The organism is Microbacterium sp. JZ31 (assembly GCF_016805985.1).
Classification (GTDB): domain Bacteria; phylum Actinomycetota; class Actinomycetes; order Actinomycetales; family Microbacteriaceae; genus Microbacterium.
Genome location: NZ_CP017661.1, coordinates 1005346 through 1019993, shown reverse-complemented (window position 1 = coordinate 1019993; position 14648 = coordinate 1005346). Strand labels below are relative to the sequence as shown.

General features: G+C 70.4%; 10 protein-coding genes, 1 tRNA gene and 1 pseudogene. 3 read left to right on the top strand and 9 right to left on the bottom strand.

Going from position 1 to position 14648, the window contains the following annotated elements:
* Positions 1–28: 28 nt before the first annotated feature.
* From BJP60_RS04840 to BJP60_RS04830, 3 genes are all read right to left on the bottom strand, one after another.
* Positions 29–1066, bottom strand: coding sequence for a ribose-phosphate diphosphokinase (locus BJP60_RS04840; protein WP_203137921.1), 1038 nt, complete (start codon positions 1064–1066; stop codon positions 29–31).
* On the bottom strand, positions 1038–2504 hold the full coding sequence (gene glmU / locus BJP60_RS04835; protein ID WP_203137919.1) for a bifunctional UDP-N-acetylglucosamine diphosphorylase/glucosamine-1-phosphate N-acetyltransferase GlmU: 1467 nt from the start codon (positions 2502–2504) through the stop codon (positions 1038–1040). The genes BJP60_RS04840 and glmU overlap by 29 nt, the downstream gene beginning before the upstream one ends.
* Before the next feature lies 1 nt (position 2505).
* Positions 2506–2577: transfer RNA gene (locus tag BJP60_RS04830), tRNA-Gln, on the bottom strand.
* Positions 2578–2760: 183 nt separating this feature from the next.
* Here BJP60_RS04830 and BJP60_RS04825 point away from each other — a divergent pair.
* Positions 2761–3270 carry a MarR family winged helix-turn-helix transcriptional regulator gene (locus BJP60_RS04825; RefSeq protein ID WP_203137918.1) on the top strand — a complete coding sequence of 170 codons (510 nt, stop codon included), beginning with the start codon at positions 2761–2763 and terminating at the stop codon, positions 3268–3270.
* An 82-nt stretch (positions 3271–3352) separates the two neighbouring features.
* On the top strand, positions 3353–4969 hold the full coding sequence (locus tag BJP60_RS04820; protein WP_203137916.1) for a RecQ family ATP-dependent DNA helicase: 1617 nt from the start codon (positions 3353–3355) through the stop codon (positions 4967–4969).
* A gap of 79 nt (positions 4970–5048) precedes the next feature.
* Here the strand turns inward: BJP60_RS04820 and BJP60_RS04815 are convergent.
* Positions 5049–6841 (bottom strand): annotated as a pseudogene (locus tag BJP60_RS04815) (ABC-F family ATP-binding cassette domain-containing protein).
* Between the two features lie 193 nt (positions 6842–7034).
* Between BJP60_RS04815 and BJP60_RS04810 the strand changes: the two are divergent.
* A complete protein-coding gene (locus tag BJP60_RS04810) occupies positions 7035–8366 on the top strand; it encodes an HNH endonuclease signature motif containing protein (RefSeq protein ID WP_203137914.1) in 1332 nt (443 codons plus the stop codon).
* 41 nt (positions 8367–8407) lie between these two features.
* Here the strand turns inward: BJP60_RS04810 and BJP60_RS04805 are convergent, their stop codons facing one another.
* The 5 genes from BJP60_RS04805 to BJP60_RS04785 form a co-directional block, all read right to left on the bottom strand.
* The gene (locus BJP60_RS04805) at positions 8408–9202 is read right to left on the bottom strand and encodes a DNA/RNA non-specific endonuclease (RefSeq protein WP_203137912.1); all 795 of its coding nucleotides are present in this window, start codon (positions 9200–9202) and stop codon (positions 8408–8410) included.
* Between the two features lie 81 nt (positions 9203–9283).
* The gene (locus BJP60_RS04800) at positions 9284–10408 is read right to left on the bottom strand and encodes a substrate-binding domain-containing protein (RefSeq protein ID WP_203137911.1); all 1125 of its coding nucleotides are present in this window, start codon (positions 10406–10408) and stop codon (positions 9284–9286) included.
* Positions 10409–10449: 41 nt separating this feature from the next.
* Positions 10450–11799: a multiple monosaccharide ABC transporter permease gene (gene mmsB, locus BJP60_RS04795; protein WP_203137910.1), complete on the bottom strand. Its 1350-nt coding sequence runs from the start codon at positions 11797–11799 to the stop codon at positions 10450–10452.
* A complete protein-coding gene (gene mmsA, locus BJP60_RS04790) occupies positions 11796–13346 on the bottom strand; it encodes a multiple monosaccharide ABC transporter ATP-binding protein (RefSeq protein ID WP_269467748.1) in 1551 nt (516 codons plus the stop codon). The genes mmsB and mmsA overlap by 4 nt, the downstream gene beginning before the upstream one ends.
* A gap of 134 nt (positions 13347–13480) precedes the next feature.
* Positions 13481–14476, bottom strand: a complete 996-nt coding sequence (locus BJP60_RS04785; RefSeq protein WP_203138964.1) for a LacI family DNA-binding transcriptional regulator — start codon at positions 14474–14476, stop codon at positions 13481–13483.
* Positions 14477–14648: the final 172 nt, after the last annotated feature.

Here is a 14648-nt window from a genome sequence, read left to right as displayed (position 1 = left end):
TGAACGGACCCTATGGGGTTCCTATGGCTTACGCCGCCCCGTCGAACATGCTCGTGACGGATCCGTCGTCGAAGACCTCCTTGATCGCGCGCGCGAGCAGCGGCGCGGCGGAGAGGACCGTGAGCTTGTCGAAGCGACGCTCCTGCGCGAGAGGCACCGTGTCCGTGACGACGACCTCGTCGATCGACGCGTCCTGCAGGCGCTGGGCCGCGGGGTCGCTGAAGATCGCGTGCGTGGCCGCGACGATCACCTTGCGGGCGCCGTTCGCCTTGAGCGCCTGCGCGGCCTTCACGATCGTGCCGCCCGTGTCGATCATGTCGTCGACCAGCAGACAGGTGCGGCCGCTGACCTCGCCGACGATCTCGTGCACCGTGACCTGGTTCGCCACCTTGGGATCGCGGCGCTTGTGGATGATCGCGAGCGGCGCCCCGAACTCCTCGGCCCACGTGTCGGCCACGCGCACTCGGCCCATGTCGGGCGAGACCACCGTCAGCGTCTCGCGGTCCTCGCCCTGCAGCGAGTCCGCGAAGTAGCGGGCGAGGATCGGCTTGGCGAACAGGTGGTCGACGGGACCGTTGAAGAAGCCCTGGATCTGCGCGGCGTGCAGGTCGACGCTCATGATGCGGTCGGCGCCCGCGGTCGCGATGAGATCCGTCACGAGTCGGGCCGAGATCGGCTCGCGGCCCCGGCCCTTCTTGTCCTGGCGCGAGTACGGGTAGTACGGCGCGACCACCGTGATGCGCTTGGCCGACGCGCGCTTGAGCGCGTCGAGCATGATGAGCATCTCCATGATCCACTCGTTGACGGGGCTGCCGAACGTCTGGATGAGGAAGACGTCGGCGCCGCGCATCGAGGTCTCGAAGCGGGTGTAGATCTCGCCCGAGGCGAAGGTGCGACGCTCGGTCGGGGCGACCTCGATGCCGAGCTGCTCGGCGATCGCGTGCGCGAGCTCCGGGTGCGAGCCCCCGGCCACCACGACGAGGCGCTTCTTTGTCTTCGCGACGATCCCGGGGGCGATGCCCCGCTGTCGCTCGTCGTCAGTGGTCGTCCTGCTCTTGCGCGCCATCGGCCGCCTTCTCTGCGCTTCGGGCGCGCTCCGCGGCAGCGGCCGCTGCGGTGCCCGCTCGGTTCTTGTCCACCCACCCCTCGATGTTGCGCTGAGGGGCGACACTCAGGGCGAGAGCTCCGGCGGGGACGTCCTTGCGGATCACGGCCCCGGCTCCGGTCTTCGCGCCGGCCTCAATCCTAACCGGCGCCACGAAGACGTTATGAGACCCGGTGTGCACCTCGTCGCCGATCTCGGTGCGGTGCTTGGCGATGTCGTCGTAGTTCGCGGTGATGGCCCCGGCACCGAGGTTGACGCCCCGGCCGATCGTGGTGTCGCCCACGTACGACAGGTGCGGCACCTTCGATCCCGCGCCGATCTGGGAGTTCTTGACCTCGACGTAGGTGCCGACCTTCGCGCCCGCCGCGAGCTCGGCGCCCGCGCGCAGATAGGCGAAGGGCCCCACGCTCGCGCCCGCGCCGATCACCGCGAGCGTCGCATCCGCGCGGCGCACCGTCGCGCCCTCCCCCACCTCGCAGTCGATGAGCGACGTGTCGGGGCCGATGGTCGCGCCCTCGGCGATCGTCGTGGCTCCCACGATGTGGGTGTTCGGCAGGATCGTGACGTCCTGCGCGAGGGTTGCGGTGTCGTCGATCCACGTCGTCGCCGGATCCTGGATCGTGACGCCCTCGCGCTGCCAGCGTCGCACGATCCGGGCGTTCAGGATGGCGGCGGCCTCCGCCAGCTGCACGCGGTCGTTCACGCCGAGCGCGATGCGGGCGTCGGACGCGGCCTGCGCCGCGACCTGGCGACCGGCCTCGCGCAGCAGGCGCACGACGTCGGTCAGGTACATCTCGCCCTGGGCGTTGGCGGTGCCCACGCGTGCGAGGCTCTCGCGCAGCGACGCGGCGCGGAAGACGTAGACGCCGGCGTTGATCTCGGCGACCGCGGCCTCGGCCTCGCTCGCGTCCTTCTGCTCCACGATGCGGGCGACCGATCCGTCCGCGTCGCGGATCACGCGGCCGTAGCCCGTGGGGTCGTCCAGCTTCGCGCTCAGCAGCGTCGCCTCGGCCGCGGCCGCGCGATGCGCCTCGAGCAGCGCGCCGAGCGTATCGGTCTCGAGCAGCGGCACGTCGCCCGAGAGCACGAGCACGTCGCCGTCGAACTCAGCGGGCAGCGCCTCCACCGCGAGCTGCACGGCACGACCCGTGCCGGGGATCTCGTCCTGGTCGACCACGTCGACGCCCGGGATGTCCTCGAGCGCCTGCACGATGCGGTCGCGCTCGTGACGCACGACGACCCGCACCATCGAGGCGGGCAGCTGCTGCGCGGTGTGCAGCACGTGGCCCAGCAGCGTGCGGCCGCCGATCGGGTGCAGCACCTTGGGCAGCTTCGAGCGCATCCGCGTGCCCTGCCCCGCGGCGAGGATGACGATGGCCAGATCGGTGTTCTCGGTCATGCTCCGCCACCAGGATTCGAACCTGGTCCTCACAGCTCCAAAGGCTGTCGTGCTGCCGTTACACCATGGCGGACCGCGGCCCGTCCGGATGCACGGAACCGCGAGTCAAGTCTGCCACTCGCGCATCCGCGGGACGGACGCGCCCTCGTCGCGCGGATCGGGCGCGGCGCCGGTGCCGCGCGGGCGCGGCCCACGCCTCACGCTCCGGGACGCGGCGGCGGTGAACGGCACGCGAAGGTCGCGGCATAATGACCGGATGGCATCCGAGACGGACGAGGTCGACCGCATCGTCGGCGCGTGGGCGCAGCAGCGCCCCGACCTCGACTTCTCGCCCATGGAGGTGCTCTCGCGCGTCGACCGGCTCTCGCGCCACCTCGACCGCGCGCGCCGCGACGCGTTCCGCCGCACCGACATCGAGCCCTGGGAGTGGGACGTGCTGTCCGCGCTGCGCCGCGCGGGAGATCCGTATCAGCTCAGCCCGAAGCAGCTGCTGCAGCAGACGCTCGTCTCGAGCGGCACCATGACGAACCGGATCGACCGGCTCGTCGGCCGGCGCTTCGTGCGGCGCGAGGCGGATCCTGGCGACGGGCGCAGCGTGCTCGTCACGCTCACGGACGACGGCCGGGTGCGCGTCGACGCCGCGATCACGCGCCTGATGGATGCCGAGGCCGAACTGCTCGACCGCCTCAGCACAACCGAGCGCGATCGCCTGGCGACGCTCCTGCGTCGCCTCAGCCTCGGCTTCGACACGGTGCCCGGCGCCTGAGCCGGCGACGGCAGGATCGCCGACGCACCGCGCTTCGCGCAAGCCCGTTGAGGGATCCGGCCGGGCAGGGTGAAGTGGTCCGGTGAAGCAAGACGAGATCCAGCAGGTGGCCCGCACGACCTTCGGCTGGGAGCACCTGCGGCCCGCCCAGCTCGAGGCCATTCAGGCGGCGGTGAGCGGGCAGGACGTGCTCGCGGTCCTCGCGACGGGATACGGCAAGTCGGCGGTGTACCAGGTCGCGGCGCAGCTGCGGGAGGGCATCACGGTCGTGGTGTCGCCGCTGATCGCGCTGCAGGAGGACCAGATCGCCGGTCTGCGGCAGGCGCCGGACGCGCCTGAGGCCGTCGCGCTGCATTCGGCCGGCGGTGCGCGCAGGACGAAGGACGCGTGGCGGCGGCTGCGCTCCGGCGAGGCCGAGTACGTGCTCCTCGCGCCCGAGCAGCTCGCGAAGGAGGACGTGCAGCAGTCCCTCGCGGAGCTGGAGGTCTCGATGCTCGTCGTGGACGAGGCGCACTGCATCGCGTCGTGGGGCCACGACTTCCGTCCCGACTACCTGCTGATCGGCGCGGCGGCGGAGCGGCTGGGCCGCCCGCCGATCGTCGCGCTCACCGCCACGGCCTCGACGCCGGTGCGCGAGGAGATCGTCACCCGCCTCGGCCTGCGCGATCCGCGCATCCTGCTCGGCGACATCGACCGGCCCAACATCGAGCTCGCGGTGCGCCGATACGCCGAGGACGGCGAGAAGCGCGCGGCCGTCCTCGCCGAGGTCGCCGAGGCCGAGGGCACCGGGCTGCTCTACGTCGCCACGCGGCGCGAGACCGAGAGCTACGCCGAGGAGCTGGTCGCGCGCGGGAAGCGGGCGGCCGCGTATCACGGCGGGCTGCCCGCTCGGGAGCGCGATCGCGTGCACCGGGAGTTCCTCGACGGCTCGCTCGACGTCGTGTGCGCGACCTCGGCGTTCGGGATGGGGATCGACAAGGAGGACGTGCGCTTCGTCGTGCACGCCGACGCGCCCGAGTCCGTGGACGCGTACTACCAGGAGATGGGCCGCGCCGGCCGCGACGGCGAGCCGGCCCGCGCGACGCTGCACTACCGCCCCGAGGACCTCGCGCTGCGCCGCTACTTCGCCACGAAGCGACCAGGGCGCGCCGAGCTCTCGAAGGTGGTCGCCGCGCTCGGGCAGAGCGAGACGCCGCGGACGCGTCTCGTCGAGGCGACGGGCCTGTCGGCGCGGCGTGTGACGGCTCTGCTGACGCTGCTCGTCGACACCGCCACGGCGCGGCTGGGCCGCCGCGGAGCCCGCCTGCGCGGCGGCGTGGATGCCGAGCGTGCGGTCGAGCAGGCGCTCGAGCGCGTCGAGGAGCGTGAGCGCATCGACCGCTCGCGCATCGAGATGCTGCGCTCCTACGCCGAGACACGACGGTGCCGCCGGCAGGTGCTTCTCGGCTACTTCGGCCAGCCGCTCGACGAGCCCTGCGGCAACTGCGACACCTGCGCGGCCGGATCCGCGTTCGAGGAGGCCGCGGCACCGGACCGCGGCTGGCAGGTCGACGAGCGCGTCGACCACGAGGAGTGGGGTCCCGGCACCGTGATGGAGGTCGAGGACGACCGCATGACCGTGTTCTTCGAGAGCGCGGGCTACAAGACGCTCGCCCTCAGAGTCGTCGAGGAGAACGAGGTGCTGCGGTCGGCGAGCTGACGGGCTCCGCTCCCGCGTCGCGCGTGGTCAGCCGATCCGGGTCAGCCGGTCTCGGGTCGGCTGGCTCAGCCGATCAGGCTCAGCCGATCTCCTCGGTGAGCTCGAACCACCGCTCCTCGGCCTCGCCGATCTCGGTCTCGAGCGCGGTGATCGCGGCCATCTCGCGGGAGAGGCCGGCGTAGTCCGACTGGTCGTGGTCGGCGAGGGCCGTGCGCGCGGCGTTCACCTGGTCGGTGAGCTTCGCGATCCGGCGCTCGAGCGCCGTGGCCTCCTTCTGCGCGGCCCGCAGCTCCGCGCCGCTCAGCCCGCTCGGGGCGGGAGCCGCCGTCGACGCCGCCTTCGCGGCGGGCGCGTTCTGCTCGAGCTGCCGCAGCTTCAGGTACTCGTCGACGCCGCCGGGCAGGTGGCGCAGGCGGTGGCCGAGGATCGCGTACTGCTGATCCGTGACGCGCTCGAGGAAGTACCGGTCGTGCGACACCACGATCAGCGTGCCGGGCCACGAGTCCAGCAGGTCCTCCATGGCCGCGAGCATGTCGGTGTCGAGGTCGTTCGTGGGCTCGTCCAGGATCAGCACGTTCGGCTGATCGAGCAGGATCAGCAGCAGCTGCAGGCGGCGCTTCTGACCGCCCGAGAGGTCCTTGACGGGCGTCGACAGCTGCGCGCTCGAGAACCCCATGCGCTCGAGCAGCTGGCCGGGGCTCAGCTCCGTCGCCTTGGATCCCGCCCCGAACGTGTACGTCGTGCGCAGACGGCCGATCACGACGCGTACCGGTTCGTCGAGGTGCTCATCGAGCTCGTCGAGGCGCTGCGTGAGCGTGGCGACCTTCACGGTCTTGCCGCGCTTGACGCGTCCGGAGGACGGGTCGACGCTCCCGGCCACGAGGCCCAGCAGGGTCGACTTGCCCGCGCCGTTCACGCCCAGGATGCCCGTGCGCTCCCCCGGCGCGAGGCGCCACTCGACGCGCTGCAGCACCTCCTTGTCGCCGTAGGAGACGGATACGTCGAGCAGATCCACGACGTCCTTGCCGAGCCGCGAGACCGCGAGCGACTGCAGCTCGGTCTTGTCGCGGATCTCCGGGACGTCCTCGATCAGCTGGTTGGCGGCGTCGATCCGGAACTTCGGCTTCGAGGTGCGCGCGGGGGCGCCGCGGCGCAGCCACGCGAGCTCCTTGCGGGCGAGGTTCTGACGGCGCTGCTCGATCGCCGCGGCCTGACGGTCGCGCTCCACGCGCTGCAGGATGTAGGCCGCGTAGCCGCCCTCGAAGGGCTCGACGATGCGGTCGTGCACCTCCCACGTGGCGGTGCAGACCTCGTCGAGGAACCAGCGGTCGTGCGTGACGGTCAGCAGCCCGCCGGCGTTCGCCGGCCAGCGCCGCTTGAGGTGGTCCGCGAGCCACGAGATCGCCTCGACGTCGAGGTGGTTGGTGGGCTCGTCGAGGGCGAGGACGTCCCAGTCCCCCGCGAGCAGGGCGGCGAGCGCGACGCGGCGCCGCTGCCCGCCCGAGAGCGTGCCCAGTCGGGCGTCCCACGGCAGGTCGCCGAGGAGCCCCGCGATCACGTCGCGCACCCTCGGGTCGCCCGCCCACTCGTGCTCGGGGTGTCGCCGACCACGGCCTGACCGATCGTCACGTCGTCGGGCAGGGTGTCGGCCTGGTCCAGCACGCCGATCCGCACGCCGCCCCGCACCGTGACGCGTCCGGCATCCGGCTCGCGTCGCCCGGCGAGCATCGCCAGCAGGCTCGACTTGCCGTCGCCGTTGCGTCCGACGATCCCGATCCGATCGCCCTCGTTCACGCCCAGCGAGACGGAGTCGAAGACGACCTTCGTCGGGTACTCGAGGTGCAGGGCCTCGGCCCCCAGAAGATGCGCCATATCCCCTCAAGGGTATGGGACCGCGGCTGGGCGACCGCCGGTGGGGGTGAGCGGTGACGATGGCCCCGTGCGACGAGCGGATCTCTCGTCCACAGGGCCCGCTTGGGATGTGCTCTCCACAAACGCTTTTCCATGCCATGATCTGCGGTTCTTCGCGCTCGAAATGTCGGTGGCCCCGAGGAGAATCACAGACATGACGACGCAGGGATTCTCTTCCGGATCGTGGGTTCCCACGACCGAGGAGCACTCGCGTGCGTCAGCGCTGGTGGAGGCGTACGCAGAGGTGCAGGGGCAGATGGCGCGCCTGCAGGCGGAGTCGGCGTTGATCCTCGCCGAGCTCGCGGGCATCGCGAAGGCTCAGTCCGCGCGAAGCGGATCGACCTCGGATCACAAGTTCGCCTTCCGGTCGATGGCGGCTGAGGTCGCGTCCGTCGTACGCGTGCCGGATGCGACGGTGCGAGTGCGGATGTGCGACGCCGTCACGCTCGTGTCCGAGTTCCCCGCCACGTTCGCTGCCCTCGGCGAGGGGCGCGTCAGCGACGCGCACGCCCGCGTGATCACGGCGGCGGGGGCCCGGCTCGACGAGGGCGCCCGGACCGAGTACGAGGGCATCGTCCTGGCACGGGCGGAGAACACGACCGCAGCCGCGCTGCGACCGATCGCGAAGGCCCTCGCCGAGAGGATCGACCCGCTCCCGCTGACCGCGCGGCACGAACGGGCGATGGACGCCCGCGGCGTGTGGCTGACACCCCTCGAGGACGGGATGGGAGAACTCCGCATCGTCGCCCCCGCGGTGCTCGTGTTCGGGGCGCACGATCGGCTCACGCAGATGGCTCGGGTCATCAAGCGCGCCGCGGACGGACAGGAGCGGACGATGGATCACATCCGTGCGGACGTCGCCACCGACCTGATCCTCACCGGCGCCCCCACTTCCGGGGACGGGCTGGATGCGATCCGCGCCGCCGTCCAGGTCTCGATCCCCGCCGACACGCTGCTCGGCCTCGGCGACGACTCCGCACTCCTCGCCGGATACGGCCCGATCGATCCCGACGCGGCTCGTCGTCTCGCCACGCGCGCACCCACGTGGGTCCGACTGTTCACCGACCCCGACACGGGCTGCCTTCGCACCGTGGACACCCACACCCCGACGGCGTCACAGCGCCGATTCCTGGTCGCGCGGGACGAGCACTGCCGGTTCCCCGGGTGCCGGCAACCGGCACGCCGGTCCGACCTCGATCACACCGTCGCGCACGCCGAACGCGGGCGGACCACGGTGACGAATCTCGCTCACCTGTGTGAGACCCACCACATGCTCAAACACCATTCGCCCTGGAGGATGCACCAGGGCGAGGACGGAGTCATCGAGTGGATCTCTCCCCTCGGCCGCACGTACACGCATGCCGCCACCCCCGTCGTTCGCTTTCAGGCACTCGCCCAGGTGATCGCGCCGGTGGTCGCGCTCGAGGACGTCATGCCCGCGGGCGCCGTGTTAGACCTGGTCGTCGCCGAACCCGCGCCGTTCTGAGCGGCGGCGATGCACGCGGACCTGCGGCGCCGGTGCGCCGTTCAGAGGCGGACGTCGTCCGCGGACATGAGGCGGCGCCACGGCTCCGCGCGCGCCGTGCGGGGAAGCACGTCGGCCTCGACGAGCTGCGCGAGGCCGAGACCCGTGAGCTCGGCGATCTCGGCGATCGGCACCTGGAACGTCCGGAACGGACCCAGGTCAGGCGCCTCCGCCATGGCCCCCTGCTCGATCTCGTCCACGTCGACGACGGGCGACTGGTCGAGCACGAACCCCGTCGCGCGCAACTGCTCGCCGCGCACCCAGGCGGCGATCTTGAAGAACCGCAGCGGCACCAGGATGCCCCGGTACGGCAGGTCCTCGGCGCCGAGCACCGGCGCGGTGAAGACCGAGACGCGCTGGTCGGTCGCCTCGGCGTAGGCGAGCACGTGGTCCTCGAGCCCCACCCACAGCTCCTCCGACTGGTTGAAGCCCGAGGCCTGCGGCGCCGCGTTCGTGTAGTGGAACGTGTCGCTGTTCGCTTTGCGGGCGTCCTCGCCCCACACGGGGTCGCGACGCCGCACGAGGTGACCGCGATCGAGGTCGTTGCGGGCGTAGACCTCCGGCCCTGCCTGCCATTCGGCGGGGATCCGGCCATCCAGGCGCCAGTCGTCGCCGCGCGGCACGTCGACGAGCGCGGCACCGTCGATGTTGACGGCCGTCAGCCGCGCGAGCCGGCGGTCCCGATCCAGCAGCACCGTGAAGTGCGTGTAGTCGAGGCGCTCGGCGGCGCGGGCCGCCTCCCCTTCGAGACCCGGCAGCGGCACGTCGACATGCAGGAAGTCCGGCGCATAACCCATGCCCTCGACCCTAGAAGCGACCCCGGACACGGGACGAGGGCCGCCGGGTGAACACCCGACGGCCCTCGCAGGAACTGCAGATCAGTAGGACTCGACGATCTCCAGGAGGCTCGGCACGTTGGCGTACGCCTCGGCCGCGTTCTCCTTGGTCACGATCACCGGGTCGAGCAGGTACGCCGGCACGACCTTGACGCCGTTGTCGTACTGCTCCTCATCGTTCACGTCGACCTGCTCGCCCGCCTGGAGCTGACCGATCATCTTGATCGTCTGCTCGACGAGGAGCGTGGTGTCCTTGTTGATCGTGGAGTACTGACGGTCCTCCATGATCCAGCGCACCGACTCGGCCTCCGAGTCCTGACCGGTCACGACCGGCTGCTTCTTGCCGGCCTGGTCGACCGACGTGAGGATCGCGCGCGCCAGCGTGTCGTTGGGCGACAGCACGCCGTCGAGCTCCTTGTCGCCGTAGGTCGACGTCAGGATGCCGTCCATGCGCTCCTGCGCGTTCTCGGCGAGCCAGCCCTGCGTGGCGGTCTGGCCGATCTCGGTCTGGCCCGAGCCGACGACCAGGGTGCCGTCGTCGATCTTCGGCTGCAGGATGCTCATCGCGCCGTCGAAGAACACGGCCGCGTTCGCGTCGTCCGGCGAGCCCGAGAAGAGCTCGATGTTGTACGGGGCGTCGTGGCCGGCGTTCGCCTCGAGACCGTCCAGCAGCGCCTGACCCTGCAGCTCGCCGACCTTGAAGTTGTCGAATGCGACGTAGTAGTCGACGGCCTCGGTGTTCTCGATCAGGCGGTCGTACGCGATCACGTACGCACCGGCGTCGCGGGCGGCCTCGACCTGCGTCGAGAGCTGCTTGCCGTCCTTCGCGCCGATGACGATGACCTTCGCGCCCGAGGTCACCATGGCCTGGATCTGGTTCTGCTGCTCGGCGACCGTGTTGCTGGCGGGCGCGTACTGCACGTCCGCCTGGAAGCCGGCGTCCTCGAGGCCCTGCGTGAACAGGTCGCCCGCGAGCACCCAGTTCTCGCTGGTCTTGTCGGGAAGCGCGATGCCGATGCGGGCGCCTTCCTCGAAGCCGGCGGGAGCCTCGGACTCACCCGGGGCAGCGCCGCCTCCGGTGTCGCCGCCGCGCTCCGAGGAGCAGCCGGCGAGACCGAGCGCCAGGACCGCGAAGGCCGCGGTGGCGGTGAGAGCGATCTTCTTCATGTGGTTGGTGTCACTTTCTGTGATCGGGACGAGAGCACGACTCACCTGCGAGCCGCGGTCTCTTTCTTTCCGGCCGCGTCCGCTGCGGCGGGAGTCGGGATGTCGCCGGAGAAGTCGGCGATGGCCTTGCGCCGGTTCATCAGGAACCCGATGACCGAGGGGCGGCCCTGCTGCTTGTTCCACACGTCGATGCCGACGGCGATCAGCAGCACGAGGCCCTTGATCATCGACACCTGCGAGGCGTCGACGCCGAGCAGCGACAGGCCGTTGTTGAGGAACGCCATCACGAGGCCACCGATGATCGAGCCGATCACGGTGCCGATGCCGCCCGAGACCGCCGCACCGCCGATGAACACCGAGGCGATCGCGTCGAGCTCCCAGCCGTTGCCGTCCTGCGGGCCCGAGGCCGTGGCGCGGGCGACGTAGATCATGCCCGCGATCGAGGCCAGCACCGACATGTTCAGCATCACGAAGAAGTCGACCCAGCGGTCCTTCACGCCCGACAGGCGCGCCGCCTGGCGGTTGCCGCCGACCGCGTAGATGTGGCGACCGAACACCGTGCTGTTCGTGAGGAACGAGTACATGATCACCAGGACGAGCAGGATGATGCCCGACACGGGGAAGCTGGTGCCCTCGCGACCGGTCGCGAACATCCATCCGGCCCACAGGATGACGGCGGACAGCAGCAGCATCTTCAGGATGCTGACCCACAGCGGCGCCTTGGCGGCGCCCATCTTGTTCTGGATGCGGCGCAGACGCAGCTCGTTGAAGACGATCCAGGCGACGCCGGCCAGGGCCAGCAGCATGGTCGGCACGTTGAACGGCAGCGGCACGGCGATCTCGGGCAGGTAGCCGGCGCCGATGTAGACGAACTCGCGCGGGACCGCGACGGTCTGGGAGTCGCCGATCCACTGGTTCGCGCCGCGGAAGAACAGCATGCCCGCCAGCGTCACGATGAACGCGGGTACCCCGACATACGCCACCCAGAAGCCCTGCCACGCTCCCACGAGCACGCCGACGCCGAGGCCCAGCAGGATCGCGAGCGGCCAGGGCAGGTTCCAGTCGGCCATCGACTTGGCGACGATGATGCCCGTGAAGGCCGCGACGGATCCGACCGACAGGTCGATGTGGCCCATGATGATGACCATCACCATGCCGATCGCCAGGATCAGGATGTACGAGTACTGGTTGACGACGTTGATCAGGTTGCCGCTCGAGAGCGTGAGCCCGGTGCCGCGGAAGATCAGCGTGAGCACCTGGAACAGCAGGATGATGACGATCAGCGCGCCGAGGATGCCGAACTGGCGCGTGACGGACTGTCCGCCGCCGAACATCGTGCGGATGTCGCTGAACCGGAAGCCCCGGTTCTCGGTCTCGGTGGTGCTACTCATGCGATCGCTTTCTGGCTCAGGGAGGTCATGCTGCGCATCAGCGCCTCGGGGGTCGCGTCTGCCGCGTCGAGGCAGTCGGTGATCCGCCCCTCGAACACGGTGTAGATCCGGTCGCTGATGCCGAGCAGCTCGGGCAGCTCGCTCGAGATCACGATCACGCCCTTCCCCGCCGCCGCGAGGTCGTTGATGATCTGGTAGATCTCGTACTTCGCGCCCACGTCGATGCCGCGCGTGGGCTCGTCGAGGATCAGCAGATCCGGGTCCGTGAACATCCACTTGGCGAGGACGACCTTCTGCTGGTTTCCGCCCGACAGGGTGGAGACGCCGACGTCGACGCTCGGCGTCTTGATCCGCAGGGCCTGGCGGTACTCCTCGGCGATGCGGTGCTCGAGGCGCTCGTCGACCACGCCGCGCTGGGCGATCTTCGACAGCTTCGCCGACACCGTCGAGCGCTTGATCGTGTCGAGCAGGTTGAGGCCCAGCACCTTGCGGTCCTCGCTCACGTAGGCGAGCCCGTGGCGGATCGCGCTGGAGACGTCGGTCAGCTCGATCTCCTGGCCGTCCTTGACGATCGTGCCCGACACGTACTCGCCGTACGAGCGGCCGAAGATGCTCATCGCGAGCTCGGTGCGGCCCGCGCCCATCAGGCCGGCGATGCCGACGACCTCGCCGCGGCGGACGTGCAGGCTGGAGCCCTTCACGACGAAGCGCTCCGAGACGGTGGGGTGACGCACGACCCAGTCGCGGACTTCGAAGAACACCTCGCCGGGGTGCGACTCGCGGTCGGGGTAGCGGCTCTCGAGCGAGCGGCCGACCATGCCGCGGATGATGCGGTCCTCGTTGATCTCGCCCTTCGTGATGTCGAGCGTCTCGACCTTGCGGCCGTCGCGGATGATCGTGATCTCGTCCGCGATCTGCTCGATCTCGTTGAGCTTGTGGCTGATGATGATCGACGCGATGCCGCGGCCCTTGAGGCCCAGGATCAGGTCGAGCAGGTGCTGGGAGTCGTCCTCGTTGAGGGCCGCGGTGGGCTCGTCGAGGATCAGCAGCTTGACGTCCTTGTTGAGCGCCTTGGCGATCTCGACCAGCTGCTGCTTGCCGACGCCGAGCGCCTTGATCTGCGTGTCGGGGTCCTCCTCGAGGCCCACGCGCGCGAGCAGCTCGACGGCCCGCATGCGCGCCTCGCGCCAGTCGATCGCGAGCCCCGCGCGCACCTCGTTGCCGAGGAAGATGTTCTCGGTGATGGACAGCTCGGGGATGAGCGCCAGCTCCTGGTGGATGATCACGATGCCCGCCGACTCGCTCGCGCGGATGTCGCGGAAGCGCATCTCCTCGCCGCGCAGCAGGATGTCGCCCGTGTACGACCCGTAGGGGTACACGCCCGAGAGCACCTTCATGAGCGTCGACTTGCCGGCGCCGTTCTCGCCGCAGATCGCGTGGATCTCGCCCGCCTGCACCGTGAGGCTCACGTGCGAGAGCGCCTTGACGCCCGGGAACTCCTTCGAGATGTCGCGCATCTCCAGGATGGGGGCGGACACCGCCGGCATGGCTGCCGTGTTGCTCACTTCGACCTCGCTGTCTGGATCACTCGGGTTACCTCATCCGTGAGGTTTGTGACCGTTCACATCGGAGTACATCGTGCATCTCTCCCGGCGACATGTCAAGCGGGGGCGGGCGGAGGTCAGCGGCGCCAGGGCGCCGCGCTCGATTCGCGCTTGAGCATGACCGGTTCGAGGAGGCCGAAGGCGGGGGTGTCCTCGCCGCGGATCTCGGCGAGCAGCAGCTCGACCGCGCGACGGCCGAGCTCGGGGAAGTCCTGGTGGACCGTGGTCAGCGGCGGCCACACGTGCGGCGCGACGGGGATGTCGTCGAAGCCGACGACGCTGACGTCGCGCGGCACCTCGAGCCCCGCGTCGCGGAAGCCGTGCATGAGGCCGATCGCCATCAGGTCGTTCGCCGCGAACACGGCCGTGAAGTCCCCGCGACGCGCGAGCTCCTGCCCCGCGAAGTGCCCGAAGTCCGCCGTCCAGTCACCGCGGATCGGAGCGATCGTCGGCAGATCCGCCTCCCGCAGCGCATCGAGGTAGCCGCGCATGCGCGACTCGGCCTCGATCCAGTCCTGCGGGCCCGCGAGATGGATGATGTCGCGATGGCCGAGCTCGATCAGGTGCGCAGTGGCGAGGCGCGCGCCCTCGACCTGATCGGCCGCGAGGGTCTCCCCCGTCGCGCCGGACGCCGTCTGCAGACTGACGAACGGCACGTCGATCGCCATGCCCCGCAGCACATGGAACACCCGGACCTGCGGCGCGAGCACCACGATGCCGGCGATCTGCTCGCGCACGAGCTGGCGCACGGCGGCGCCGATCGCCTCGGGCGTCGTGGCGGGGAGGTTAACGGTCGTGACGGCGTAGCCCTCGCCGCGGGCGGCCTCCTCGATCGTCGCGATGGACGACGCGGGACCGAACTCGCCGATCGTCGCCGACATGACGCCGATCACGTTCGATCGGCTCGTGACGAGCGCTCGCGCCGCGAGGTTGGGCCGATAATCGAGCACGGAGATCGCGTCGAGCACGCGCTGCTTCGTCTCGGGCCGGATGCTCGGGTGATCGTTCAGGACGCGCGACACGGTCTGGTGCGAGACGCCCGCCAGGCGCGCGACGTCGCGGATGCTCGGCATCCGCGTGCGCTCCGTCTGGTCCACGAATGCCCCCGCTCTTCTCCGGTCCCGCTCCAGCGTCGGCGCTGTCCCCCGAACCGCCGCGCACCTCCACGCGGCACCGGGATGTGCACGTTCACACCCGGTGGCTTCATTATGCAGGGATCGCCTCGCCCGCGCACACGGGTGACCC